The organism is Enterococcus sp. B2E4 (genome assembly GCF_030499455.1).
GTDB classification, from domain to species: Bacteria; Bacillota; Bacilli; order Lactobacillales; family Enterococcaceae; genus Enterococcus_D; species Enterococcus_D casseliflavus.
Genome location: NZ_JAUKPK010000015.1, coordinates 136,111 through 162,229 on the forward strand (window position 1 = coordinate 136,111; position 26,119 = coordinate 162,229).

Annotated in this window: 22 protein-coding genes and 1 riboswitch; of the genes, 19 read left to right on the top strand and 3 right to left on the bottom strand. The window is 43.5% G+C overall.

Features of this window, described 5'->3' with window-relative positions; all coding sequences use genetic code 11:
* Positions 1 to 250 precede the first annotated feature (250 nt).
* The 3 genes from purE to purB are packed head-to-tail and all read left to right on the top strand — an operon-like array spanning position 251 to position 3,162.
* Complete coding sequence (gene purE / locus Q1X33_RS12045) at positions 251 to 739, top strand: 5-(carboxyamino)imidazole ribonucleotide mutase (protein ID WP_005230004.1); 489 nt, start codon at positions 251 to 253, stop codon at positions 737 to 739.
* Positions 723 to 1,850 (top strand): 5-(carboxyamino)imidazole ribonucleotide synthase, encoded by a 1,128-nt coding sequence (purK, locus tag Q1X33_RS12050; RefSeq protein ID WP_015509893.1) that lies wholly within the window; start codon positions 723 to 725, stop codon positions 1,848 to 1,850. Before purE ends, purK begins: the two co-directional genes overlap by 17 nt.
* A gap of 13 nt (positions 1,851 to 1,863) precedes the next feature.
* Positions 1,864 to 3,162: an adenylosuccinate lyase gene (gene purB / locus Q1X33_RS12055; RefSeq protein WP_005231933.1), complete on the top strand. Its 1,299-nt coding sequence runs from the start codon at positions 1,864 to 1,866 to the stop codon at positions 3,160 to 3,162.
* 49 nt (positions 3,163 to 3,211) lie between these two features.
* On the opposite strand, the gene Q1X33_RS12060 is transcribed toward purB, so the two are convergent.
* The 3 genes from Q1X33_RS12060 to Q1X33_RS12070 form a co-directional block, all read right to left on the bottom strand.
* Complete coding sequence (locus Q1X33_RS12060; RefSeq protein WP_005231934.1) at positions 3,212 to 5,260, bottom strand: penicillin-binding transpeptidase domain-containing protein; 2,049 nt, start codon at positions 5,258 to 5,260, stop codon at positions 3,212 to 3,214.
* Position 5,261: 1 nt separating this feature from the next.
* Positions 5,262 to 5,867 carry a DUF1054 domain-containing protein gene (locus Q1X33_RS12065; protein ID WP_016611021.1) on the bottom strand — a complete coding sequence of 202 codons (606 nt, stop codon included), beginning with the start codon at positions 5,865 to 5,867 and terminating at the stop codon, positions 5,262 to 5,264.
* 100 nt (positions 5,868 to 5,967) lie between these two features.
* Positions 5,968 to 6,402 (bottom strand): hypothetical protein, encoded by a 435-nt coding sequence (locus Q1X33_RS12070; protein WP_005230014.1) that lies wholly within the window; start codon positions 6,400 to 6,402, stop codon positions 5,968 to 5,970.
* A gap of 214 nt (positions 6,403 to 6,616) precedes the next feature.
* On the opposite strand from Q1X33_RS12070, the gene purC reads away from it, so the two are divergent.
* From purC to Q1X33_RS12150, 16 genes are all read left to right on the top strand, one after another.
* Positions 6,617 to 7,342 (top strand): phosphoribosylaminoimidazolesuccinocarboxamide synthase, encoded by a 726-nt coding sequence (gene purC / locus Q1X33_RS12075; protein WP_005230015.1) that lies wholly within the window; start codon positions 6,617 to 6,619, stop codon positions 7,340 to 7,342.
* Positions 7,333 to 7,605 (top strand): phosphoribosylformylglycinamidine synthase subunit PurS, encoded by a 273-nt coding sequence (gene purS, locus Q1X33_RS12080; protein WP_005230018.1) that lies wholly within the window; start codon positions 7,333 to 7,335, stop codon positions 7,603 to 7,605. Before purC ends, purS begins: the two co-directional genes overlap by 10 nt.
* Positions 7,602 to 8,279 carry a phosphoribosylformylglycinamidine synthase subunit PurQ gene (gene purQ / locus Q1X33_RS12085; protein WP_005230020.1) on the top strand — a complete coding sequence of 226 codons (678 nt, stop codon included), beginning with the start codon at positions 7,602 to 7,604 and terminating at the stop codon, positions 8,277 to 8,279. Before purS ends, purQ begins: the two co-directional genes overlap by 4 nt.
* Complete coding sequence (purL, locus tag Q1X33_RS12090; protein ID WP_171805174.1) at positions 8,272 to 10,500, top strand: phosphoribosylformylglycinamidine synthase subunit PurL; 2,229 nt, start codon at positions 8,272 to 8,274, stop codon at positions 10,498 to 10,500. Before purQ ends, purL begins: the two co-directional genes overlap by 8 nt.
* On the top strand, positions 10,485 to 11,909 hold the full coding sequence (gene purF / locus Q1X33_RS12095) for an amidophosphoribosyltransferase (RefSeq protein ID WP_016611027.1): 1,425 nt from the start codon (positions 10,485 to 10,487) through the stop codon (positions 11,907 to 11,909). Before purL ends, purF begins: the two co-directional genes overlap by 16 nt.
* A gap of 115 nt (positions 11,910 to 12,024) precedes the next feature.
* On the top strand, positions 12,025 to 13,071 hold the full coding sequence (purM, locus tag Q1X33_RS12100; protein ID WP_005230026.1) for a phosphoribosylformylglycinamidine cyclo-ligase: 1,047 nt from the start codon (positions 12,025 to 12,027) through the stop codon (positions 13,069 to 13,071).
* On the top strand, positions 13,068 to 13,652 hold the full coding sequence (purN, locus tag Q1X33_RS12105) for a phosphoribosylglycinamide formyltransferase (RefSeq protein WP_201689348.1): 585 nt from the start codon (positions 13,068 to 13,070) through the stop codon (positions 13,650 to 13,652). Before purM ends, purN begins: the two co-directional genes overlap by 4 nt.
* A complete protein-coding gene (purH, locus tag Q1X33_RS12110) occupies positions 13,645 to 15,180 on the top strand; it encodes a bifunctional phosphoribosylaminoimidazolecarboxamide formyltransferase/IMP cyclohydrolase (RefSeq protein ID WP_005230030.1) in 1,536 nt (511 codons plus the stop codon). The genes purN and purH overlap by 8 nt, the downstream gene beginning before the upstream one ends.
* Positions 15,181 to 15,196: 16 nt before the next feature.
* Positions 15,197 to 16,483 carry a phosphoribosylamine--glycine ligase gene (purD, locus tag Q1X33_RS12115; RefSeq protein ID WP_301969690.1) on the top strand — a complete coding sequence of 429 codons (1,287 nt, stop codon included), beginning with the start codon at positions 15,197 to 15,199 and terminating at the stop codon, positions 16,481 to 16,483.
* Between the two features lie 169 nt (positions 16,484 to 16,652).
* Positions 16,653 to 17,567, top strand: a complete 915-nt coding sequence (locus Q1X33_RS12120) for an aldo/keto reductase family oxidoreductase (protein WP_201689344.1) — start codon at positions 16,653 to 16,655, stop codon at positions 17,565 to 17,567.
* A 210-nt stretch (positions 17,568 to 17,777) separates the two neighbouring features.
* Positions 17,778 to 18,755, top strand: a complete 978-nt coding sequence (gene guaC, locus Q1X33_RS12125; RefSeq protein ID WP_005230038.1) for a GMP reductase — start codon at positions 17,778 to 17,780, stop codon at positions 18,753 to 18,755.
* Positions 18,756 to 18,876: 121 nt separating this feature from the next.
* On the top strand, positions 18,877 to 19,977 hold the full coding sequence (gene wecB, locus Q1X33_RS12130; protein ID WP_301969691.1) for a non-hydrolyzing UDP-N-acetylglucosamine 2-epimerase: 1,101 nt from the start codon (positions 18,877 to 18,879) through the stop codon (positions 19,975 to 19,977).
* A gap of 390 nt (positions 19,978 to 20,367) precedes the next feature.
* Positions 20,368 to 20,539: riboswitch (M-box (ykoK) riboswitch) on the top strand.
* A gap of 187 nt (positions 20,540 to 20,726) precedes the next feature.
* Entirely contained in the window at positions 20,727 to 23,318 is a 2,592-nt protein-coding gene (gene mgtA / locus Q1X33_RS12135; RefSeq protein ID WP_005230042.1) for a magnesium-translocating P-type ATPase, read from the top strand.
* Positions 23,319 to 23,752: 434 nt separating this feature from the next.
* Positions 23,753 to 24,862, top strand: a complete 1,110-nt coding sequence (pdhA, locus tag Q1X33_RS12140; RefSeq protein WP_005231936.1) for a pyruvate dehydrogenase (acetyl-transferring) E1 component subunit alpha — start codon at positions 23,753 to 23,755, stop codon at positions 24,860 to 24,862.
* A gap of 2 nt (positions 24,863 to 24,864) precedes the next feature.
* Complete coding sequence (locus Q1X33_RS12145) at positions 24,865 to 25,842, top strand: alpha-ketoacid dehydrogenase subunit beta (protein WP_005230047.1); 978 nt, start codon at positions 24,865 to 24,867, stop codon at positions 25,840 to 25,842.
* Between the two features lie 25 nt (positions 25,843 to 25,867).
* The coding region (locus Q1X33_RS12150; protein ID WP_301996768.1) for a biotin/lipoyl-containing protein at positions 25,868 to 26,119 on the top strand (252 nt) is incomplete at its 3' end.

Sequence of the window (26,119 nt, forward strand, 5' to 3'; positions counted from 1 at the left end):
ACTGAATAGTTTTCTTAGCCATAAAAACGAACGATCCAATGTTAAGCTAGCAAATAGTTCGAAAATATTTTGACATTGCTCCGGCAACTCGTTACTATTTAAAGGTGAAAGTGATTGTTAGTCATAACGTGTTATGCAAGGGGCGTTGGGTCGCAGTGACAAACTGCTGCTAACAAACTAATTTCGTGAGAAAATGCTTCTGAGCTTGTTTCAGAAGAAACTAGTAAAAAATCGTTGGAGGGAAAATCAAATGAAACCAGCAGTTGCAGTGATTATGGGGAGCAAGTCAGATTGGGAAACAATGAAGGAGTGCTGCTTGATTTTAGATGAGTTAGCGATACCTTATCAGAAAAAAGTCGTTTCGGCACATCGTACACCAGATTTGATGTTCGAATTTGCCGAAACTGCTCGTGCAGAAGGAATCAAAGTCATTGTCGCAGGAGCAGGAGGAGCAGCTCATTTGCCAGGAATGGTCGCAGCGAAAACAACGTTGCCCGTCATTGGTGTGCCTGTAAAATCTCGCGCATTAAACGGGTTGGATTCCCTACTATCGATCGTGCAGATGCCAGCTGGGGTACCAGTAGCAACAACAGCGATCGGAAAAGCTGGCGCAACTAACGCAGGACTACTTGCAGCGCAGATGCTTTCCATGTATGATTTAGAGATAGCGGAGAAATTAGACGCGCGAAGAAATACATTAAAAGAAATTGTATTGGAAAGTAGTGATCAACTTGATTAAACCTTTAATGCCCAACGCAACGATCGGAATCGTTGGCGGAGGACAGCTAGGTCGTATGATGGCAATGAGTGCCAAAGAAATGGGCTTTCGGGTTGGCGTCTTAGACCCTACTGCCAATTGTCCAACAGCCCAAGTCGCTGATTGGCATATTGTTGCTGCCTACGATGATGTGTTTGCTTTAGAAGAAATGGCTCGACGTGCCGACGTGATTACCTATGAATTCGAAAATGTCAGTGTCGAGGCTTTGAATTCCATTTTGCCTTATTCCCATATCCCTCAAGGGACTGACCTGTTAGCAATCACTCAAGACCGTTTATTAGAAAAGTCATTTCTAGAGGCTAACAATATCGTAATTGCACCTTATGCCACGATCATCAGTCCAACGGATATCCAAGATGCCATCGACAGTATCGGTTATCCCTGTGTGTTAAAAACGACTAGAGGCGGTTATGACGGAAAAGGGCAGCACGTGTTATACAGTACCGCGGACTTAGCGCCTTCGATGAACTTACTGCGTGAAGGGACGTGCGAATTAGAAGCGTGGATTCCTTTTGAAAAAGAATTGTCGATTTTAGTTGCTGGTAATGGAGAAACCTTTACCACTTTCCCAGTGGTAGAAAACATCCACCGCAACAATATTTTGCATCAAACGATCGCTCCTGCGCGCATTGATCCAGAAGTTGCCGAAGAAGCCAAACGGATCGCTCATATTATTGCGAAGGCCTTGGATCTGCAAGGCGTTTTAGCCATCGAAATGTTCTTGACTAAAAGCGGCGGCTTGTATGTCAATGAGTTGGCACCGCGACCGCATAATTCTGGTCACTATTCGATCGAAGCTTGTTCCATGAGTCAGTTTGATGCCCATATCCGGGGGATCTGTGGCTGGCCATTACCAGAAGTGTCATTGCTTTCACCAGCAGTCATGGTCAATGTCTTAGGCGATGAATTGACAGAAACGTATGAGTTGATTGCCACAAAACCTGCTTGGCAATTCCATTACTATGGCAAAGAAGAAGCGAAAACCGGGCGTAAAATGGGTCATATCACTGTTTTGACGGAAGATATCGCAGAGACCACTGAAGAAATCTATCAAACCAATATTTGGGATTAAAGGAGATAATAACATGTTAGAGCGTTACACAAGACCAGAAATGGGTGCTATTTGGACCGATCAAAACCGTTACCAAGCGTGGTTAGAAGTAGAAATATTGGCGGATGAAGCTTGGGCGGAATTAGGGGAGATACCGAAAGAGGATGTTGCTTTGATTCGTGAAAAAGCAACCTTCGATATCGACCGTATCTTAGAGATCGAAGCGCAAACGCGACATGATGTGGTTGCTTTTACCCGAGCAGTCTCTGAATCTTTAGGTGATGAAAGTAAATGGGTCCACTACGGCTTGACGTCGACGGATGTTGTTGATACGGCGTATGGCTACTTGATGAAGCAAGCCAACGACTTGATTCGGGAAGATTTAAATCGTTTCGTGACGATCATTGGTGAAAAAGCCAAAGAATACAAACATACCGTAATGATGGGACGTACCCATGGTGTACATGCGGAACCAACGACCTTTGGCTTGAAATTAGCCTTATGGTATGCGGAAATGAAACGCAATGTCGAGCGTTTTGAGCGGGCAGCAAAAGGGGTCGAAGCAGGAAAGATCAGCGGAGCAGTTGGAACCTTTGCAAATATTCCACCGTTTGTCGAAGAGTATGTCTGTGAAAAATTAGGGATTCGTGCGCAAGATATTTCCACACAAGTATTGCCTCGTGACCTACATGCTGAATATTTCTCAGCAATGGCGTTGATCGCAACCAGCATTGAGAAATTTGCCACCGAAATCCGGGGCTTACAAAAATCAGAAACCCGAGAAGTTGAAGAATTCTTCGCCAAAGGACAAAAAGGTTCTTCTGCCATGCCCCATAAGCGTAACCCAATCGGTTCTGAAAATATGGCGGGACTTGCACGAGTCGTTCGCGGCCATATGGTGACAGCTTATGAAAATGTCTCACTGTGGCATGAACGGGATATCTCACATTCATCGGCAGAACGGATCATTATTCCGGATACGACGATTTTGATCGATTATATGCTGAATCGCTTTGGCAATATCGTCAAAAATCTGACTGTTTTCCCAGAGAATATGAAGCGCAATATGAATGCGACCTTTGGATTGATCTACAGCCAACGAGTGATGTTGAAATTGATCGATCACGGTATGACAAGAGAGCAAGCCTATGACTTGGTTCAGCCAAAAACAGCGCAAGCTTGGGATGAGCAAACGGATTTCCGTCCACTATTAGAAGCTGATCCAGCCATTACGGATGTGTTGTCCAAAGCAGACTTAGACGATGCGTTTGATTACAACCATCATTTAAAACAAGTCGACACGATCTTTGAACGTGTCGGTTTAGCCGAATAAGAAAAAAGCCGCAACCTTCAGATCCTTGTCTGAAGGTTGCGGCTTTTTTTTAATAATGTTCAGCTAAGTAGGTCAATAGCTCAGGTGCTAAACCAGTTGCTGATTGGTTTTCCTGGCGATCTTCTAGCATGGAGACCATCAGAAATCCTTGGTCTTGCGAATCAAAGGCAAATAAGAAACTGTTTTCCTGGCCTTTTTCATCTTGCTTTTCTTTGATTTCAGCTGTTCCTGTCTTAGCAGCCAATGGAATGTTTAATGCTGCCAAGGAATGTGCAGTTCCGTTTGGATCGGAAACAACGGCGGTCAAATCTTGATTGATTTGATCGATCGTTTCTGCTTTAAAGACTTCTTTGTCTTTTTGCTCTGCCTCTTTCACTAAACGGGGATAGGCCAGCTTCCCTTGACTGGCAAAGACGGAGTAGATCGCCGCTTGCTGGATTGGATTCAATAACAATTCTCCTTGGCCATAGCCGGTATCTGCCAGTAAAATGTCCGAATTGAAGGAGTCTTCATTTGAAATTTGAGCAGGATTCATCGCGATCGGTAAATCCAATGTTTCACCAAAAATCAACTTCGACAAGCCGTCACGAAAGGCATCTTCGCCCATAGATAGGGTTTGTTGCGCCATATAAATGTTATCAGAGTATACCAGTGCATCCTTGAGATTCACAGAAGCTACATCAGTAACTCTCGTCACAAAGTAGTCGCCCCACGAGCTATCTTTTTGCCATTTCAATCCATCGATCGCGATACTCTGCGTAGGATCGATCGTGCCATTTTCCAAGCCGATCGCACCAGTGATGGCCTTAAAGGTCGAACCAGGTGCATAGGCCGTAGCAAAGCGGCTGATGAAAGGCAGGTCTTCATTTTGTTCATACGCATCATAATCTTCTTGTGAGATCCCTTGGGTCATTTTATTGGGATCATAACTTGGCGAGCTGGCAAGTACCAACAGATCGCCAGTTTTGGGTTCGGTAACGACCGTTGCTCCTGCTTGGTTTTGTAAGGAGTCAAACGCCGTCTTTTGGGCTTGGGCATCAATAGTCAATTGGATATCCTTGCCATCTGCGCGTTCTTTTTCTAAAAGAACCGATTTTTCAGCACCGTCTTCATCTGTGATGGCGATTTTTCCGCCATTTTCGCCCCGCAACTCTTTATCGAAGGCAGCTTCTAGACCACTACGACCAATTTGTCCGTTGCTTGCTAGTGTTTCATCTTTTTCGATATCTTCCGCTGTTACATTTCCTAAGTAACCAATCAGTTGGGCGGCAGCTTCCCCAAGTGGGTAAGTGCGTCCAGTCGTTTCTTTTAAACTTGTTCCAGTTGGCATCTCATCCGTTGGTTCGATGATCTTCAAGGGGACGAACAACTCATCTTGAACCCAAGATTGCTCCAACGCTTGAGTGATGGCTTCTTCTGTCAGGTCGAAACGTTCCGCGATCGCTTTGATATTGGCGTTTTTTTCGTCTCCCGTGCCCAGTTGCCCCGGAACGACGCCTAACTGATAAAGCGTGCCATTTTCTGCTAGTGGTTCGTTGTTTCGGTCGAGAATCTCACCGCGAGTGGCATTATCTACGGAAATACTGACTTTGTCTTGTCCCTCCATTCCTGGAAAGATCAACTGAGGGGACCAATCGATCTTGGCTTCGTTATCAGCTACAGTGATCGTGCCACTATAAGAAAGCTCGGTTAATTCACCTAACGAGGTGGTCAAGGAACCGTTGTATTGGAAATTGAATTGATCGGAATCCTTGTCATTAGGAGTTACCTCAATCCCGGATGCTTTAAATGATTCGGCACCGATACCAGTGAAGATCGCTTCGTATTTTGCAGAGACTTCGTCTGCGGTAAAGCCGGTTGATGCTAAACTGTCTTCAGACACGAAGGCAGGCAAGTCACTGTACTTCTGATCGGCCAAAGCGTCGATAAAGGAAGTGAGGGCTTTTTTAGCAGCGGCTTCTTCTTGCCGATCCTGATAGATGGTATAACCATAATAGCCGCCGCCTAGTACCAATAAGGCGGCAGGAAGTGCCAACCAGACGAAGCGCTTGGGCTTTTTCGCTGGCTTTTCGTTGCGAGAGCGCCGATTTTCTGACATATTATTGTTCCTCCTTCAAAGCCGTCATACGGGCATGATAAAGCGGCAACAGTGTTTGATAAACTGCTAAAATATCCGCCATCTCAACGTCTTCGATCATTTCTTTCGGAAAAATCTTTCCAATTTGAAGCTCGCTTTTTTTGACTTTCTTCAATCGTTCCAGATAGGTTGGCCACATGGCGATAGGGTGGTGGTCGTATTTTGTGTGATCAGGAGAAAGTGTAAAGTCAGCTGGTAATTGATCGAATAATTCTTTTTGGGCCAACCAGGATTCAGCGATCGTTGCCTGATTTTTCGGTTGATCGATCACGCTGAGCCAAACAAAGACATACGCTTGATTGATCCCAATTTGAAAGTGGGCATCCATTTTATAGCCTCGTTTGTTCGGACCGATCCCTGCCCAGGTTTCGGCAGGAGGGTAGACGGTTCTGCGCCGGTGCTGAGCAATATGCAAATAAAAAGGCTCTTGGCAGCTTTCTTCAATTAATGGGATCGCTGCCTCACCGATCGTTTGAAAAATCGGCTGAATCTCGGCACGGATTTTTTCCATTCGTTCGTCTAACGTTTCTAAAGAAAAAGCATCAAATGATTGTTTCGTAAATAGCATAATCGTATCCTTTCTGTTGTCTGAAAATAGTATAACAAAAAAAGCCCGATAAATTACGAGCTTTTGTTTATTTTACCTTTTTTTATTGAAGGATACTCAGTCAATTTGCCGCTGGACTCAATTTAAACGTTGATGTCTGGCTTTGTTCCTTCAAAAGATGCAAAAGATCATCCAAGAAAGAAAAGTCCATTTCTTCTAAATTAAAATAAATCCGAAAAGAATACGTATGTTTAAATAAGCTTTGGCGATGGATTTGATGAATGATCAATTCGTCATTGCGTTCATTTTGAAATTGTAGAACACGCTTTTGTTCTTCGGCATAATGAGGGCGCGCCCCTTTTTTGAAGGGACTGAATAAATAGAAACTTGTTTGTTGGTTGATGGAAAGGATTTGCTGCACGGCCAATAATTCGTTATGGAGCTGTTGTTTTTCTTTGTCTGATAAATGAGCTAAAAAAAGTTCAGCACGATTCTTTAGCGACCACATATAGTACTCCTCCTTGAATGTAGCTACAATACGACCTAAATATAGCATGAAAAAAGAATATTGTAAACGCTTTATAAATCCTTCGCTGTTTCTAAAGAGGAATCTGCTTTCAATCAAATGGTTAAAAAGCGAACATTCGTGTTTATTAATGTGTAAATGTACAGATAATCGTTGACCCGCTTTTTCAGCGTTGTTAGAATAATAAGCAAATAAAGATGTGTGTCATCGCTATGTGAAAAATAATACTTAACTGAGGTGGAATATGGAATCAGAAGTGCTTCTTTATGAAGGAAAAGCCAAGAAATTGTTTAAAACCAACGAAGAGGATGTATTGAGAGTCGTTTATTTGGATCAAGCTACTGCATTGAATGGTCAAAAGAAAGATGCAGTTGTAGGAAAGGGTGCCCTAAACAATCAGATCACTGCGCATCTTTTTCAGCGGCTAGCCGACAAAAACGTCCCAAGTCACTTTCTTCATTTAGTATCTAAACACGAACAATTAATTCGAGCTGTCACCATGATTCCTTTAGAAGTCGTTGTTCGCAACACGGCTGCTGGTAGTTTTTCAAAGCGCTTGGGCATCGAAGAAGGAACCAAACTGCCAAAGCCGATCGTAGAGTTTTACTACAAAGAAGATCGCTTGGATGATCCGTTTATCAACGATGATCATGTGTTTTATCTAGGGCTTGCCTCAGAAGAGGAGCTGGACCAGATCAAAACATTGGCGCTGCAAGTCAACGCTGCGTTACTGGAAATCTTTGCGAACATCAACATTCGCTTGATCGATTTTAAAATCGAGATCGGCAAAACCAAAAAGGGCGAGTTGCTCCTGGCTGATGAGATTTCACCAGATACTTGTCGTTTATGGGATATGGGGACAAATGAGCATCTTGATAAAGATGTCTATCGACGTGATTTAGGGGACATCGTTCCTGTTTATGAAGAAGTCTTAAATCGTTTAGAAAAGGAGAATTCAGCATGTATTTAGTCAAAGTTTATGTAACCTATAAGGAATCTGTTTTAGACCCTCAAGGAGAAGCTGTGAAAGGAGCCGTTCATCGCTTGGGGTATCAAGATGTCAGTGATATTCGGATCGGGAAATACTTTGAAATCAAAGTGACACCTTCCAACAATCAAACACAAGCAGCTGTAGCAGAAGAGATCGAAGCGATCTGCGACAAGCTTCTGGCAAATGTCAATATGGAAACCTACCGTTATGAAATAGTTCAAATGGAGGAAGCGGCCCTATGAAATTTGCAGTGATCGTTTTTCCTGGATCAAATTGTGATGTTGATTTGATGTGGGCAATCAAAGATATCATGGGGGCAGAAGCAGAATATGTGCGCCATGATGCAGACAGCTTAGCCGGTTTTGACGGTGTTTTGCTTCCAGGAGGATTTTCTTATGGTGATTACTTAAGATGCGGAGCGATCGCCCGTTTTTCAACGATCATGTCAGAGGTCATTCGTTTGGCAAATGAAGGCAAACCTGTCTTTGGTACCTGCAATGGGTTTCAAATTTTAACGGAAGCGGGCTTGTTACCAGGGGTTTTACAAAGAAATGAATCACTGCATTTTATTTGCAAGCCGGTCCGTCTGCAAGTGAATAATCAAACAGCTTTTACTTCTGAATATGAAGCGGATCAAGTTATTACGCTTCCTGTCGCTCATGGTGAGGGCAATTATTATTGTGATGAAACGACTTATCAGGAATTGGTTGCCAACAATCAAATCGTTTTCCGTTATGAAGATAACGTCAACGGTAGCCTACACAACATCGCTGGTATCTGTAATAAAGCAGGCAATGTTCTAGGCATGATGCCTCATCCAGAACGAGCGATGGAAAGCTTATTAGGCTCAGAAGATGGCAAGAAGTTTTTTGCTTCATTATTGAAAAATTTTGGGAAGGTGCCGGTAAATGGATAAAATGATCGTAAAAGAACCTACACCACAAGAAATCAAAGACACGAAATTATACGAGCAATGGGGATTGACCCAAGAAGAATATCGGATGATCTCAGAAGATATTTTGGGGCGTTTACCGAACTATACCGAAACTGGACTCTTTTCAGTGATGTGGAGTGAACATTGTTCTTACAAAAATTCCAAACCTGTTTTGCGGAAATTCCCGACAGAAGGGCCGCAAGTACTGCAAGGACCTGGCGAAGGTGCGGGTATCGTGGATATCGGCGATGATCTAGCCGTCGTTTTTAAAGCGGAAAGCCATAATCATCCTTCTGCGGTGGAACCTTATGAAGGAGCAGCAACTGGTGTTGGTGGGATCATCCGCGACATCTTCAGTATGGGTGCAAGACCAATTGCTGTTTTAGACTCCTTACGATTTGGTGAGTTAGATAATCCAAGAACGAAATATCTTTTGGAAGAAGTCGTTGCTGGGATCAGTGGCTATGGCAACTGTATTGGGATTCCGACCGTCGGTGGTGAAGTGGCATTTGATCCTTGTTATGAAGGCAATCCATTAGTCAATGCGATGTGTGTAGGGATCATTGCTCACAAGGATATTCAAAAAGGGCAGGCCAAAGGTGTTGGAAACACCATCATGTATGTCGGCGCAAAAACAGGACGCGACGGGATACATGGGGCGACTTTTGCATCGGAAGAATTTGTCGAAGGGGAAGAACAGCAACGTTCCGCCGTACAAGTCGGTGATCCTTTTATGGAAAAACTTTTGTTGGAAGCTTGTTTGGAATTGATCGTGGATCATTCGGACATTTTAGTCGGAATTCAAGATATGGGTGCTGCTGGATTGGTTTCTTCTAGTGCCGAGATGGCATCAAAAGCCGGATCAGGGTTGCGCTTAACGTTAGATGATGTTCCACAACGAGAAACCAATATGACACCTTATGAAATGATGTTGTCAGAATCCCAAGAGCGGATGCTGATCTGTGTCAAAAAAGGACATGAAACTGAAGTGGAAGCACTCTTTAAGAAATATGATCTAGAAGCCGTCGTGATCGGTGAAGTAACAGATGATGGCAACTATCGTTTGTTCCATCACGGACAGGAAGTCGCTAATTTGCCAGTAGATGCTTTAGCTGAAGATGCGCCGACTTACTACAAAGAGATGGCAGAACCGAAACGGATCAAAGTGTTTAAGGAAACACCAGACTTTGTTCCAGTGATTCATTCAGCAACGTCTGTATTTGCCGATCTACTGCAGCAGCCAACGATCGCTTCAAAACGCTCGATTTTTGAAACCTACGACTCGCAAGTTCGTACCAATACCGTGGTAGGACCCGGCAGTGATGCCGCTGTTTTACGAATCAAGGGAACCAATAAAGCCTTGGCGATGACGACTGACTGTAATGCTCGTTACCTGTACTTAGATCCAGAAGTCGGCGGACAGATCGCAGTTGCAGAAGCTGCTCGAAATATCGTCGCTTCCGGTGGGCGTCCATTGGCGATCACTGACTGCCTTAACTTCGGCTCGCCAGATAAACCAGAAGGATTCTGGGAGTTATCCACGGCTGCTGACGGGATCTCAGAAGCTTGTCGTGTGCTAGAGACACCAGTCATTTCTGGGAACGTCTCCTTATACAACGAAACGGACGGACAATCGGTCTATCCAACGCCGGTAATTGGGATGGTCGGATTGATCGAAGAGCTGGCGCATATCACGACGCAGCATTTCCAAGCAGCAGGGGATCTGATCTATGTCCTAGGGGAAACCCATGCTGACTTCAATGGATCTGAATTGCAAAAACTGCAGACAGGAAAGATCGCTGGGCGTTTAATGTCCTTTGACCTTGAAACAGAAAAAATGAACCAACAATTGGTTACCGCAGCGATCCAAGCAGGTCTTGTTCAAAGTGCCCACGACTGTGCCGAAGGTGGTTTAGCGATCGCTTTAGCCGAATCCGCTTTTGACAAGTGCTTTGGTCTAAATGTGACCGTGTCATTGCCAGCAGCACAATTGTTTTCAGAAACCCAATCCCGTTTTGTGCTTTCAGTCGCACCTGATAAGCAAGCAGCTTTTGAAGCACTGGTAGGCGCTGCTGCAACAGCGATCGGGGAAGTGACTGCTAATGGCCAGATTTGCATGCAAGCACAAGATGATACGATCGAGATGCCCCTTACTGAGGCGAAATTGAAATGGGAGGAAGCCATTCCATGTTTAATGAAGTAAAGAGCCTCAACGAGGAATGTGGGGTTTTTGGTGTTTGGGGTCATCCAGATGCCGCTCGTGTCACCTACTTCGGACTACACAGTTTGCAACATCGCGGCCAAGAAGGTGCTGGGATCGTCACGAATGATGCGGGAAAACTCAATGGCCACCGTGATTTAGGGTTGCTAGCGGAAGTGTTTTCGGATGAACGTGTCCTCCAGCGTCTGACAGGAGAGGCTGCCATTGGTCACGTTCGCTACGCAACTGCTGGTAATGGTAGCGTTGATAATATTCAACCATTTTTATTCAAATTTTTTGATCAGCAGATTGGCTTAGCTCATAACGGCAACTTGACGAATGCGAAAAGTTTACGGAAATCCTTAGAAAAGGCTGGTGCGATTTTCCACTCGAATTCCGATACAGAGATTCTCATGCACTTGATCCGTCGCAGCGAAGAACCGCTTTTTATGGATCGGGTCAAGGAGGCATTAAATCAAGTTAAAGGTGGATTTGCGTACCTTTTACTGACCGAAAATGCCATGATCGCAGCACTAGACCCCAATGGCTTTCGGCCATTGTCAATCGGGAAAATGGTCAATGGTGCTTATGTGGTGGCTTCAGAAACCTGTGCGTTGGAAGTCATCGGTGCGGAATTTATTCGTGATGTCCGACCAGGCGAAGTCGTGATCATTGATGATGCAGGCATTCAAATTGAACAGTATACCCAAGAAGTACAACCTGCGATATGTTCGATGGAGTTTATCTATTTTGCCCGTCCTGATTCCAACATCGCTGGCGTCAACGTCCATCGTGCCCGTAAAAATATGGGCCGTCGCTTAGCACAAGAGGCGCCGATCGAAGCGGATATGGTCATTGGTGTACCGAATTCATCCTTATCTGCTGCCAGCGGGTACGCAGAAGCATCAGGTATTCCCTATGAATTAGGCTTAGTAAAAAATCAATACATCGCACGAACGTTTATTCAACCGACGCAGGAGTTAAGGGAACAAGGTGTACGGATGAAGCTCTCAGCTGTTCGTGGCGTAGTCGAAGGCAAACGAGTGATTCTAGTCGACGATTCGATCGTTCGAGGAACCACCAGCCGCCGTATCGTGCAACTGCTAAAAGAAGCAGGTGCCAAAGAAGTTCATGTACGTATCGGTTCGCCACCTTTGCGCTATCCGTGTTTTTACGGGATCGACATTCAAACAAGAAAAGAATTGATCGCAGCCAAATATACGGAAGCTGAGATTTGTGAAAAAATCGAAGCAGATTCTTTGGCCTTTTTAAGTGAAGACGGGTTGATCGAAGCGATCGGTTTAGATTTTGACGCACCTTACTCAGGCTTATGTATGGCCTATTTCAATGGCGATTATCCAACACCTTTGTATGATTATGAAGAAAACTATCTCGCGTCTTTAGCTGAATAAATAGTAGGCAAGAATCGTTTTTCAAGCGAAGCAGTGAAGGACTGATGGTTTGCTTGCGTTAACGACGAATGAGCTGAATGAAGAAAAGCGGATGAATGATTGAGGAGGAACGAACGTGGCAAATGCATATGCAAAAGCCGGTGTCGATGTCGAAGCCGGTTATGAAGTAGTCGAACGGATCAAAAAGCATGTGAAACGAACAGAACGTCTAGGCGTGATGGGGGCAATCGGGGGCTTTGGTGGCTGTTTTGACTTATCATCGTACCAATTGAAAGAACCAGTACTCGTTTCTGGGACAGATGGTGTAGGAACTAAGCTTTTATTGGCGATCCAGCAAGAACAGCACGCAACGATCGGCATTGATTGCGTCGCAATGTGCGTGAATGATATCGTCGCTCAAGGGGCAGAACCAATCTACTTCCTTGACTATGTTGCAGTCGGTAAAAACGATCCGGCAAAGATCGAACAAATCATTGCTGGTGTCGCAGAGGGCTGTGTGCAAGCGGGTGCTGCCCTGATTGGTGGGGAAACCGCTGAAATGCCGGGAATGTACCAACCAGAAGAATATGATCTTGCTGGCTTTGCCGTAGGAATCGTCGAAAAAAGTCGCTTGATCACTGGAGAAACCATCAAAGAAGGCGATGAGCTGATTGGTTTGCCTTCATCAGGCATTCACTCGAATGGGTACTCTTTAGTCAGAAAAGTCTTTTTTGAACAGCATGGCTATACAGGAGCAGAAACATTTGCAGAACTTGGCAATCAAACACTTGCAGAAAGTTTATTGACGCCAACGAGAATTTACGTGGATGCATTGAAGCCTTTATTGACAGAAGGATTGCTAGCTGGAATTTCTCATATCACTGGTGGCGGCTTTGTTGAAAATATTCCACGGATGCTGCCTGAAGGACTTGCGGCAGAAATCGCCTTAGACACTTGGCCGCAGTTGCCAATATTTGATCTGATCGCTACTCATGGCACGATTCCTCATCAAGAAATGTTCGAGATTTTCAACATGGGGATCGGTATGGTCTTAGCCGTTGCGCCAGAAAATGTTGCGGCAGTAATGGCGCTTCTATCCGCCAATGAAGAACCAGCGTATCGGATCGGTAAAGTGACGAAACGTGACAACGAAGCTGTCTGCTTTAAAGAGGCAGTCCGATGAGGATCGCCGTCTTTGCTTCTGGAACGGGCAGCAATTTTACAGCGATCGCCGATGCGATCCAGGCTAATGAAATCAAAGGGGCGCAGATCGGATTGGTCTTTTCCGATAAACCTGCAGCACCAGTGATAGAAAAAGCCCGCGCAAGAGACCATGAAACGCTTGTCTTGGAGCCAGCGGCTTTTGCGTCAAAAGCAGCCTTTGAAAGGAAATTGATCGAAGAATTGCAGGATCATGCCATCGATTTTATTGTTTTAGCTGGGTATATGCGGATCATCGGCAACACCCTATTATCCGCTTATGAAGGCAGAGTCATCAATATCCATCCCTCGTTGTTGCCGAGCTTCCCAGGCAAATCTGGGATTGCCGATGCCTTCGCTTATGGCGTGAAAGTGACGGGGGTTACGGTTCATTATGTCGATGCTGGCATTGATACAGGGCCAATCATTGCCCAAGAAATCGTTCGGATCGACACCGACGATACGTTAACAAGTGTGACAGAGAAAATTCATCAAGTGGAACACCAAATCTATCCAGCTGTTTTAGCTGAAATTGTGGAAAAGGGGCTATCAAATCGTGAATAAACGTGCATTAATCAGTGTGTCTGACAAAGAAGGACTGGTACCATTTGTCCAAGAATTGACCAATTTAGGATTTGAGATCATTTCAACTGGCGGGACCAAAACCGTCTTGGAGGAAGCAGGGCTTCAACCGATCGGCATCGAAGCGATCACAGAATTTCCTGAAATGATGGACGGTAGGGTCAAAACGCTACATCCGCGGGTGCATGGTGGTCTGTTAGGGCGACGTGATCTGCCTTCTCATATGGAGGCAATGGCTGAGCACGGTATTTTACCGATCGACCTCGTTGTCGTCAATCTTTATCCATTTAAAGAAACGATCAGCAAGCCTGATGTCACAGAAGCCGACGCAATCGAAAATATCGACATCGGCGGACCAAGCATGCTGCGTTCTGCGGCGAAAAACCATGCCTCAGTAACTGTTGTCGTTGATCCCAAGGATTACGAATGGGTCTTAACGGAGCTGAAGGAAGGTAATACGACGTTGGCATCAAGAAAGAAATTAGCTGCCAAAGTCTTCCGCCATACCGCCGCTTACGATGCCTTGATTGGTGAATACTTGACCAAAGCGGTGGCTGAAACAGAAACAGAGACCTTGACGAAAACCTATGTTTTGAAACAAACATTGCGTTATGGTGAAAATAGTCATCAGAAAGCTTCCTTCTATCAAGACGCATTACCCGTGCCCTATTCGATTGCCAGCGCAAAACAAATCCACGGCAAAGAATTGTCTTACAACAACATTAAAGATGCTGACGCTGCCTTGCGGATCGCAGAAGAATTTACAGAGCCAACTGCAGTAGCCCTAAAGCACATGAATCCATGTGGAATCGGAAGTGGAGAAACGATTGCTGAAGCTTTCCAAGAAGCTTACGAAGCAGACCCAGTGTCGATTTTTGGCGGGATTATCGTCTTAAATCGTCCAGTTGATGTGGTAACTGCGCAGCAGCTGCAGCGGATTTTTCTTGAGATCATTATTGCACCTGCATTTGAAGAAGGAGCACTTGAAATCCTAACGAAGAAAAAAAATCTGCGCTTGCTGGTTGTTGATTTCGAAAAAGCAGCCAAACAGCCAGAAGTTGTCTCTGTCCTTGGGGGCTTATTGGTGCAAGAACCAGATGATCAAATGGAGTCACAAGCAGATTGGACCGTGGTGACTAAAAGACAGCCGACACCAGAAGAAATCGCAGCCTTGGCATTTGCTTGGAAAGCGGTGAAACACGTGAAGTCCAATGCGATCGTTTTAGCCAATCAACAGCAAACCGTCGGGATCGGTGCTGGTCAGATGAACCGCGTTGGTTCAGTGAAAATCGCTGTGGAACAAGCCCGTGAAAACAATAAATTGGCTGGTTCAGTGCTGGCAAGCGATGCCTTTTTCCCGATGGATGACAGTGTCGAATATGCAGCACAACAAGGAATCAAAGCGATTATTCAACCTGGTGGTAGTATCAAAGATCAAGAATCGATCGACATGGCAGATAAGTACGGTGTGGCGATGGTCTTTACTGGTGTTCGTCATTTTAAACACTAAGAAATAGGAGAAGACGATGAAAATACTTGTTATTGGTAGTGGTGGCAGAGAACATGCCGTCGCAAAAAAGTTTCTGCAAGACCCTCAAGTGGAAACAGTCTTTTGTGCAAAGGGCAATCCTGGAATGCGAAAAGACGGGATCGTGACAGTCGCAATTGAAGAGTCCGATCACGAAGATTTGATTGCTTTTGCTCAAGAGCAGGAGGTTGATTGGACCTTCGTTGGTCCAGAAGTTCCATTACTAAATGGCATCGTAGATGATTTTCAGGCGGCGGGCTTGGAAATTTTTGGTCCCAATCGACAAGCAGCGATGATCGAAGGATCAAAAGAGTTTGCCAAAGAATTGATGCGGGACAATCAGATTCCGACAGCAGACTATCAAAGCTTTACAGATAGTGCGCAAGCAAAAGCATATATCCAGCTTAAAGGTGCACCAATCGTTATCAAAGCAGATGGCTTAGCGGCAGGCAAAGGCGTAGTTGTTGCTGAAACCGTTGATGAGGCGAATGCGGCTGTCGAAGCGATGCTAGAGCAAAATGCTTTCGGTGAAAGTGGTGCAAAAGTGGTGATCGAAGAGTTTTTGGCTGGCGAAGAGTTTTCGCTCTTGGCGTTTGTTAAGGACGAAGCCGTCTATCCAATGGTCATTGCCCAAGACCATAAACGTGCGTTTGATGGCGATTTAGGGCCGAATACAGGAGGTATGGGGGCGTACACACCAGTACCGCAGATTCCGCAAGAAATGGTCGATCAAGCGGTCAAAGAAGTTTTACTTCCTGCAGCAAAAGGGATGATTCGTAATAAGACACCATTTACTGGTATTCTTTATGCAGGTCTGATTGCTACTAATGATGGACCGAAAGTCATCGAATTTAATGCGCGTTTTGGTGATCCAGAAACGCAAGTCGTGTTAAGTCGTTTAGATAGCAGTCTGGCCCAGATCATTGATGCTCTCTTGCAGGATCGAGTGCCCGAGATCCAATGGAATCAAGCGGCTTCAATCGGTGTTGTGATTGCCTCTCAAGGATATCCTGGCAAGTATCAGCAAGGAATGCCTGTCCCAAGCTCTGAAGGAGAAGGAACACAATTCTTTTATGCAGGAGTGGAGGAGACTGCTGCTCAAGGCGATTTGACGGCAGCTGGTGGGCGCGTTTTTCTCGTGGAAGCTTCAGCTGAGGATTTAGCTACTGCGCAAAAGAACGTCTATGAAGCAATCAGCAAGTTGTCTTTATCTGGCTTGTATTATCGAAACGATATCGGCGATAAAGCCTTGCAATATAGCAACTCATCAAAGGCGATGAAGTAAAGAACGTTTCTATGCGTAAGTAAAATTGAAAGTAAAAGAGGACTGCCAGTAGAACCGATCGGTTGTGCTGGTGGTTTTCGTTTTATAGGAGGTTTTTTTGACGTTGGTATAGCGTTTTCATCTTGTTGTGCTAAAATAGGAGTGTAGTTTAAATAAGGAGGAACTTTACGTGAAAAAAATTAAATTCGGTCCCACTGATTTAGAAGTATCTAGTGTGATTTTAGGCTTGATGCGAATCAACAATGCCAAAGACCCAGTCAAAGTATTGACGACAGCGATTGAAAATGACATTACCTTTTTTGACCATGCCGATATTTATGGTCGCGGTGAATGTGAAACGATTTTTGCGGAAGCATTAGCAAAAACGGATGCCAAAAGAGAAGATTTGTATATTCAATCAAAATGTGGCATCGTTCCTGGTGAAATGTTTGATTTTTCGAAAGAGCATATCATTTCTTCTGTGGAAGGTAGTTTGCAACGATTAAAAACCGATCATTTGGATGCGTTATTATTGCACCGTCCTGACACTTTGTTTGAACCAGAAGAAGTGGCAGCTGCCTTTGATCAATTAGAAAAAGACGGCAAAGTGAAATACTTCGGTGTCAGCAATCAAAAACCTGGTCAAATCGAATTGTTGAAAAAATATGTTTCCCAACCTTTAGTAGCGAATCAGCTGCAATTCGGGATCATGCATACGGGAATGATCGATCAAGGAATTCATGTCAACATGACGGATGCTGGTAGTGTCGATCATGATGGAGAAATTCTTGAATATTCTCGCTTGCATGAGATGACGATCCAAGCTTGGTCTCCGTATCAATATGGTTTCTTCGAAGGTGTCTTTATCGGTAATGAGAAATTCCCAGAGTTGAACGAAAAATTGACTGAACTAGCGGACAAGTATCAAACGACACCGACAGGTATTGCTTCTGCGTGGATCTTACGTCACCCTGCAAACATGCAAGTGATTGCTGGAACGATGACCCCGCATCGGATCGAAGAAATCGCGCAAGCATCTTCGATCGTATTGACTCGCCATGAATGGTATGAGGTGTATAAAGCAGCAGGGAACATCTTGCCGTAATTTATTAGTAAATCCCGTTTTTTTCAGTACTTATAAGGATGAATGTTCGTAAAAGACGAACATTCATCCTTTTTTTTCAAAAAGTATTTCTAAAAAGCTTGTATTTCACTTCTAGGTGGTTTAAATTGTTGTGGGCGTTAAAAATAGGCTGAGGCCATTTGATGCTTGCTTCACTCTTAGTAAGATTTGGAGGATATTTTTATGTTTGACATGAAAGTTTTTGATTACGAAGATATACAACTGATTCCTAACAAGTGTATCGTGAACAGCCGTTCAGAATGTGATACCACGGTGACATTAGGCGGACACTCTTTTAAGATGCCTGTCGTTCCTGCAAATATGCAAACGATTATTGATGATTCGATCGCAGAATTTTTAGCTGAAAATGGCTATTTTTATATTATGCACCGCTTTGATGAAGAAGCACGGATTCCATTTATCAAAAAAATGAAGAGCCGTGGCTTGATTGCTTCTATCAGCGTAGGTGTCAAAGAAAATGAATATGCCTTTGTGGAAGAACTAGCTGACAAAGAGCTTGTTCCTGATTTTATTACGATCGATATTGCTCATGGCCACTCAAACGCCGTGATCAATATGATCCAACACATCAAGAAGCATTTGCCAGCAACGTTTGTGATCGCTGGAAATGTTGGAACGCCAGAAGCAGTTCGTGAATTGGAAAACGCTGGTGCAGATGCAACGAAAGTCGGCATTGGACCTGGGAAAGTGTGTATCACAAAAATCAAAACTGGTTTCGGGACTGGCGGCTGGCAGTTAGCAGCACTACGTTGGTGTGCCAAAGCTGCTCGCAAACCAATCATTGCAGATGGGGGCATTCGGACACACGGCGATATCGCTAAATCTGTCCGTTTCGGTGCAACAATGGTCATGATCGGTTCATTGTTTGCAGGTCATGAAGAATCACCTGGTGAAACGAAAGTAGAAAACGGTGTTGTGATGAAAGAATACTTTGGTTCTGCATCGGAATTTCAAAAAGGCGAAAAGAAAAACGTGGAAGGAAAGAAAATTTGGATTCAATACAAAGGTTCTTTGAAAGACACGTTAGTTGAAATGCAGCAAGACTTGCAGTCATCGATCTCTTATGCAGGTGGAAAAGATTTAGAATCGATTCGTAAAGTGGATTACGTAATCGTGAAAAATTCGATTTTTAATGGAGATACGATCTAAACAGGATACTAAAGAAGCGACCTTCTATTGGTCGTTTCTTTTTTTGTAAGAAGAACCATTTTGTTTTTCTGTTTTCTTCGTTATAATAGAAGCAACGAAGAGTAGAGGAGCGGGTGACCAAATGACAATCAAAGTGATGTCAGTGTTCGGTACCAGACCGGAAGCCATCAAAATGGCGCCACTAGTAAAGGAATTGGAAAACGACCCGCGTTTTGAATCGATCGTTGTGGTGACGGCGCAGCATCGAGAAATGTTGGATCAAGTATTAACGGTTTTTGAGATCACACCAGACTATGATCTGGATATTATGACTTTAGGGCAAACTTTAACAGGGATCACCACCAAAGTTTTACTAGATCTAGAACCGATCCTGCAAAAAGAAACTCCTGATATCGTGCTGGTTCATGGGGATACGACCACCGCTTATGCAGCCGCAACGGCCGCCTTTTATCAGCAAATTCCTGTGGGGCATGTGGAAGCCGGTTTGCGCACATGGAACAAAAAATCTCCTTATCCAGAGGAAGCCAATCGTCAGTTGATCGATGTCTTAGCTGATTTTTACTTTGCGCCAACTTCCCAAAGCAAAAAAAATCTGCTGGCTGAAAACCGCAATGAGGCTGCGATTTATGTAACAGGTAATACCGCCATTGATGCGATGCGTTATACGATCTCGGAGGAATACCAGCATCCAGAACTTTCCGCAGCAGATCAAACCATGATCCTACTAACAATGCATCGTCGAGAAAACTTAGGTGCTCCGATGCAGCAGGTCTTTCGTGCTTTGGCACAGTTCGCAAAGGAGAAGCCAACGATCAAAGTGGTTTTCCCTATGCACAAGAATCCCCAAGTCCGAGGGATTGCTCAGGAGATTCTTGGGGAACTAGCAAATGTTACGTTGATTGAGCCTTTAGATGTCATTGATTTTCATAACGTTGCGAATCAAAGTACCTTGATTTTGACGGATTCCGGTGGTGTCCAAGAAGAAGCACCGTCATTAGGCGTTCCTGTTTTGGTCTTGCGAGATACAACAGAGCGCCCCGAAGGCATTGCTGCTGGTACGTTAAAACTGATCGGTACATCTGAAGCTGCGGTTTATCAGGAAACAAAGCGACTGCTAGAAGATCCAGAAGCTTACAATACCATGGCACATGCAGAAAATCCATACGGCGATGGGAAAGCAAGCCAGCGAATCCTGCAAATTTTAGCCGATCATTTTTCGTGAGAGCTAGAGTGAATAATAATTCTCCCAGTATAGGGGAACATAGAGAAAGAGGCAGCTGTTTGTTAAATGGCTGTCTTTTTATATACATGAAATCTGCGTGAACGCCGTTTCCATTTTTTCGTTGATTGTGACAAACGAAGAAGCTTGATTAAGTGTGAGTTTCGCTTTGAAAGGATTTCTGTTCATCTGCTCGTATATAAAGGTTTATCAAGTATAAAATCACATCAGTTCTTTAAATTTGTTATTTTATTGTAAGACCTTTCATTTGAAAACCTATGGAAAACTTGGAAAAAAGGGTGCTTTTTTCCTTAGATGCTGTTGACATTGGTTAGGATAGCAGTTATTATGTGGATAGTTGGAAGAAAGACTTCCGACGAACTGACATTTTATACAAATAATTGTTAGGTGAGGCTCCTATATGGACACAAGCTGCTGCCGCAAAAGCATCGAGAGATGCTTAGTTGGTAGGACAGGTCTAATCGTGAAGGTTAAACCCAAAGCAGCTGATAGCAAATTTGCTATCTACGCCCTATAGTGCTAAAGCTCTACAATGATCATGAGTTTTTTACGCATGCTTATTGGGAGCGTGCGTTTTTTTGTGTCTTTTGCGCGCGTTCCACAGTGACTTACCTAATAAAAAGAAAGGAAGATTCACATGGAATACCCCAGTCCCCAGATGAAACAGCGGAGTAGTTATCGAATCGCTAGGGGTGGCGTAAGCAACTCCTAAGTGCTAGGAGGAAAAAAAGATGTTAAAAAAACTATCGAAAGATCAAGAACTAAAATTACTTGCAAAATTGACCGAAAGAGAATTATTGATGGAGATGCGGACCTCCTTTCAAGGGTTATCGGAAGAAGATGCTGCAGAACGTTTAGCAGAGTATGGTCCAAACAAAGTCGACGCACAAAAACCAACACCCGCTTGGTTGATGATCTTAGGCGCTTTTAAAGATCCCTTTGTGTTAGTTTTAGCCCTATTAATGATTATTTCTTTTGTAACAGGCGATATTGAAGCAGTGATCGTGATGGGAATCATGATTTTAGCCAGTGTCATGATTACTTTCGTCCAAGAATACCGTTCCCAAAAAGCAAGCTTAGCGTTAAAAGAACTTATTGAAAATACTTGTTCCGTAACCAGAGATGGAATCACGAGAGAAATTCCAATGGATGAAGTCGTTCCTGGAGACATCGTCACCTTAGCAACTGGCGACATGATCCCTGCGGATGCGATCTTGATTTGGACCAAAGATTTATTTATCAATCAATCTTCATTAACAGGCGAATCAATGCCCGTTGAAAAATTTGTCGATGCTGGGATCAAAGAAAGCGATGAACAAATTTCTGCACTAGATATGCAAGATCTTGTTTTCATGGGTACCGATGTCTTAAGTGGTCAAGGAAAAGCCATTATTTTGAAAACCGGTCAAAGTACATTCTTTGGCGATATTGCTAAAAATGCGACCACGAAACGCGGCAAAACAACCTTTGAAGATGGCTTAACGAAAGTCAGCAAACTATTGTTGCGAATGGTCATGGTTCTTTTCCCAATCGTTTTATTGATCAATGGATTAACCAAGGGTGATTGGGGCGAAGCGTTGTTCTTCGCGATTGCAGTAGCAGTTGGTTTGACGCCAGAAATGCTACCAATGATCGTTACCAGTAACTTAGCCAAAGGGGCGATCTCTTTGTCAAAAGAAAAAGTGATCGTCAAAGAATTGCCTTCGATTCAAAACTTAGGTGCAATGGATGTCCTATGTACCGATAAAACGGGTACGATCACCGAAGATCGTGTCGTGCTGGTACAACATTTAAATCCGTTTGGCGTAGAAGATAAACAAGTTCTTGATATGACCTATTTAAATTCTTACTATCAAACAGGGTGGAAAAACCTGATGGATATCGCAGTGCTAAACTACTATGAAGAAGAAGGTTTGGCAGCGCCATTTAACGATGTGACAAAAATCGATGAGATTCCTTTTGACTTTTCACGTCGTCGTTTGACGGTTGTTGTCAATGCGGATGGTCATCAACTGATGGTCACAAAAGGTGCAGCTGAAGAAATGGAACAAGTCTGCAAATACGTAGAAGTTGATGGCAAAGTGATGGAATTGACTCCTCAATTGAGAGAGCAATTACGTCAAGTGAATCTGCGCTTGAATAAACAAGGAATGCGCGTGTTGACAGTTGCCGTAAAACGCGATGCTCACGCAGATGCCGTTTATTCTGTAGCAGACGAACAAGACATGATCATGATTGGCTTTATGGGCTTCTTAGATCCAGCAAAAGAAACAGCCAAAACAGCGATTGCTTCTTTACACGGTCATGGGATTAATGTCAAAGTGTTGACTGGAGATAATGCGATCGTTGCGCAAAAAGTTTGCCGAGATGTTGGTATCGATGCAGATGAATACTTATTGGGAACCGATATTGATCATCTGTCAGATGAAGAGTTAGCAGCGAAAGCTGCAAAAACCAATCTGTTTGCAAAATTAAACCCAATGCAAAAATCACGAATCATTGAAACCATTCAAGCAGCAGGCCATACAGTCGGCTTTATGGGAGATGGCATCAACGATGCGCCTGCTTTACGCACGGCAGATGTTGGCATCTCGGTTGATACAGCAGCGGATATCACCAAAGATGCCAGCTCGATCATTTTATTAGAAAAAAGTTTAAATGTCCTTGATAAAGGGGTCATCGAAGGGCGCAAAGTATTTACCAATATGATGAAGTACATCAAAATGACGTTGAGTTCGAACTTCGGGAATGTCTTCTCGATCTTAGTTGCTAGTGCCTTTTTACCTTTCTTACCAATGTTGTCCATTCAATTGTTGGTTCAAAACTTGGTGTACGATATGGCACAATTGACGATTCCATGGGACAACGTAGACAAAGCAGAGTTAGAAAAACCAGTCAAATGGCAAGTAGGCGGACTATTGAAGTTTACCGTCGGCATTGGACCGGTCAGCAGCATCTTTGATATTTTGACCTTCTTTGTGATGTGGCATGTCTTTAGTGCAAATACGATCCAAGAGCAAGCCTTGTTCCAAGCAGGATGGTTTATGATCGGCTTAACGACACAAACCTTAGTCGTTCACATGATCCGAACAAGAAAATTACCATTTATCAATAGTATTGCTTCACCGGCAGTCTTGATCTCCAGCGTCCTAGCAATTGCAGTTGGCTTCTTAGTTATCTTGACGCCATTGCACACAGTCTTCGATTTTGCTGCGCTGCCATCAAGCTACTGGCCATGGTTTATTGGTATCAATTTCGCTTATTTTGTAACAGTTGAATTTGCCAAACGCATTTACATTCATGTGACGAAAGAATGGATTTAAAAAAACAGGTCGGCGTTCTTCCTATGGAGGGGAGAATTGTCGATCTGTTTCTTTTTATCCAATCTCTGTATTATTTTTTTCTCATCTTAAGAAAATTCTTTTTGATTCAAGTCGAATCCTTCACAAGTAATAAAAGGAGGTTAATGGTAAATCTGTTTAGCCAAATGATTATTGCTGTACTATTCTTAAATAAAAAAAAGAATCTGAAAAGAAAAAATTGAAGAAAGCGATTGCTTTAATGTGATTAATTTCACTAATGTTTTCTTAAGAGTTGCTACAGTGGGAATTGTTTTATTAAAAAAAATACCCTTTTCACTTGTCATTTTCGAAGTTAAATGATAATTTATAAGAGTAAATGAAATTTCGATAGTACAGATTTAAACCCTGTTACATACGAAAGTGAATTTTTATATCAGAGAGGAAAGTGTGTCAAGATGGCAAAAAAACAAAAAGCACTTGATTTCCAAGCGATTTTGGAGCAAGTCAATGCAGATTTTCCAACTTACCAAGCTTTGGACAAAGACGGGAAAATTGTAAATCAAGAGTTAGTACCAGATTTAAGTGACGACGAATTAGTTGAATTGATGACTCGTATGGTATGGTCTCGTGTATTAGACCAACGCTCAACTGCGTTAAACCGTCAAGGTCGTCTAGGTTTCTTCGCGCCAACTGCTGGACAAGAAGCAAGCCAATTAGCAAGTCAATTTGCTTTTGAAAAAGAAGACGTTCTATTACCAGGTTACCGTGATGTACCACAATTGATCCAACACGGTCTGCCATTGAAAGAAGCGTTCTTATGGTCACGTGGTCACGTTGCTGGGAACCTTTACCCAGAAGATTTAAAAGCATTGCCACCACAAATCATCATCGGTGCACAATACGTCCAAGCAGCCGGCGTTGCTTTAGGATTGAAAAAACGCAATAAGAAAAATGTTGTATTCACTTATACAGGTGATGGCGGTTCTTCACAAGGGGACTTCTATGAAGCAATCAACTTTGCAGGGGCATACCATGCAAACGCTGTATTCTACATCCAAAACAATGGTTTTGCGATCTCTACACCTCGTGAAGTACAAAGTGCGGCACCAACATTGGCACAAAAAGCAGCAGCAGCTGGGATCCCTGGTATCCAAGTTGACGGTATGGATCCATTGGCAGTGTACTATGTTTCTAAAGCAGCTCGTGAATGGGCAGCAAACGGCAACGGTCCTGTATTGATCGAAACCTTGACTTACCGTTACGGTCCACATACATTGTCTGGTGATGATCCAACCCGTTACCGTTCAAAAGACATGGACAGCGAATGGCAACAAAAAGATCCATTGGTACGTTTCCGTACTTACCTAACTGAAAAAGGACTTTGGTCTGAAGAAAAAGAAGAACAAGTCATTGAACAAACAAAAGAAGAAATCAAAGCAGCGATCGCTGAAGCTGACCGCGTGCCAAAACAAAAAGTTTCAGATTTCTTGAAAAACATGTTTGAAGTTCAACCACAAAACATTAAAGAACAAATTGCAACTTACGAAGCGAAGGAGTCGAAATAGTCATGGCACAAAAAACAATGATTCAAGCAATTACAGATGCCTTAGCTGTTGAAATGGAAAATGACAAAGAGATTTTAGTCTTTGGTGAAGATGTCGGTAAAAACGGCGGGGTTTTCCGTGCAACAGAAGGTTTACAAGAAAAATTCGGCGAAGATCGTGTCTTCGATACCCCTCTTGCTGAATCTGGTATCGGCGGCTTGGCTTTCGGTTTAGCATTAGAAGGTTTCCGTCCAGTTCCAGAAATCCAATTCTTTGGTTTCGTATTTGAAACCTTTGACGAAATCGTTGGTCAAATGGCGCGTACTCGTTACCGTATGGGTGGTACACGTAATTTACCAATCACTATTCGTTCACCATTTGGTGGCGGTGTGCACACACCAGAATTGCACTCAGATAACTTGGAAGGATTGATCGCTCAATCACCTGGTATCCGTGTCGTTATTCCATCAAACCCATATGATGCAAAAGGATTATTGATTGCTTCTATCCGCAGCAATGACCCAGTTGTTTTCTTAGAGCACATGAAACTTTACCGTTCATTCCGTGAAGAAGTGCCAGAAGAAGCATACGAAGTTCCTTTAGACAAAGCAGCAGTAACTCGTGAAGGTTCTGATGTTTCCATCATCACTTATGGTGCGATGGTTCGTGAAGCAATCAAAGCTGCTGACAACTTAGCGAAAGAAAACATCAACGCTGAAATCATCGACTTGCGTACAGTTGCTCCTCTTGATGTTGAAACGATCATCAAATCAGTTGAAAAAACTGGTCGTGTGGTTGTCGTTCAAGAAGCACAAAAACAAGCAGGTGTTGGCGCTCAAGTCGTTTCTGAAATTTCTGAACGTGCGGTTCTATCACTAGAAGCTCCAATCGGACGCGTGTCTGCACCAGATACGATCTTCCCATTCGGTCAAGCTGAAAACATTTGGTTGCCAAATGCAAAAGACATCGAAGACAAAGTGAAAGAAATCGTGAACTTTTAATAGTTGAAGAAGGGAAGAATAGAAAATGGCATTTCAATTTAAATTACCGGATATCGGTGAAGGAATTGCAGAAGGCGAAATCGTAAAATGGTTCGTCAAAGCAGGGGATACCATCAATGAAGATGATACCTTACTAGAAGTTCAAAATGATAAATCAGTGGAAGAAATTCCATCTCCAGTAACAGGAACAGTGAAAAACATCGTTGTCCCTGAAGGTACAGTCGCAAACGTTGGGGATGTCCTTGTTGAGATCGATGCACCAGGACATGAAGACAAC

Coding starts and splice junctions, on each gene's coding strand:
- purQ (WP_005230020.1), top strand. CDS start 7,602: ATGAAATTTGCAGTGATCGTTTTTCCTGGATCAAATTGTGATGTTGAT.
- purC (WP_005230015.1), top strand. CDS start 6,617: ATGGAATCAGAAGTGCTTCTTTATGAAGGAAAAGCCAAGAAATTGTTT.
- purD (WP_301969690.1), top strand. CDS start 15,197: ATGAAAATACTTGTTATTGGTAGTGGTGGCAGAGAACATGCCGTCGCA.
- Q1X33_RS12065 (WP_016611021.1), bottom strand. CDS start 5,867: ATGCTATTTACGAAACAATCATTTGATGCTTTTTCTTTAGAAACGTTA.
- Q1X33_RS12145 (WP_005230047.1), top strand. CDS start 24,865: ATGGCACAAAAAACAATGATTCAAGCAATTACAGATGCCTTAGCTGTT.
- mgtA (WP_005230042.1), top strand. CDS start 20,727: ATGTTAAAAAAACTATCGAAAGATCAAGAACTAAAATTACTTGCAAAA.
- Q1X33_RS12070 (WP_005230014.1), bottom strand. CDS start 6,402: ATGCTATATTTAGGTCGTATTGTAGCTACATTCAAGGAGGAGTACTAT.
- pdhA (WP_005231936.1), top strand. CDS start 23,753: ATGGCAAAAAAACAAAAAGCACTTGATTTCCAAGCGATTTTGGAGCAA.
- purS (WP_005230018.1), top strand. CDS start 7,333: ATGTATTTAGTCAAAGTTTATGTAACCTATAAGGAATCTGTTTTAGAC.
- guaC (WP_005230038.1), top strand. CDS start 17,778: ATGAAAGTTTTTGATTACGAAGATATACAACTGATTCCTAACAAGTGT.
- purN (WP_201689348.1), top strand. CDS start 13,068: ATGAGGATCGCCGTCTTTGCTTCTGGAACGGGCAGCAATTTTACAGCG.
- purE (WP_005230004.1), top strand. CDS start 251: ATGAAACCAGCAGTTGCAGTGATTATGGGGAGCAAGTCAGATTGGGAA.
- purL (WP_171805174.1), top strand. CDS start 8,272: ATGGATAAAATGATCGTAAAAGAACCTACACCACAAGAAATCAAAGAC.
- Q1X33_RS12060 (WP_005231934.1), bottom strand. CDS start 5,260: ATGTCAGAAAATCGGCGCTCTCGCAACGAAAAGCCAGCGAAAAAGCCC.
- purB (WP_005231933.1), top strand. CDS start 1,864: ATGTTAGAGCGTTACACAAGACCAGAAATGGGTGCTATTTGGACCGAT.
- purF (WP_016611027.1), top strand. CDS start 10,485: ATGTTTAATGAAGTAAAGAGCCTCAACGAGGAATGTGGGGTTTTTGGT.
- wecB (WP_301969691.1), top strand. CDS start 18,877: ATGACAATCAAAGTGATGTCAGTGTTCGGTACCAGACCGGAAGCCATC.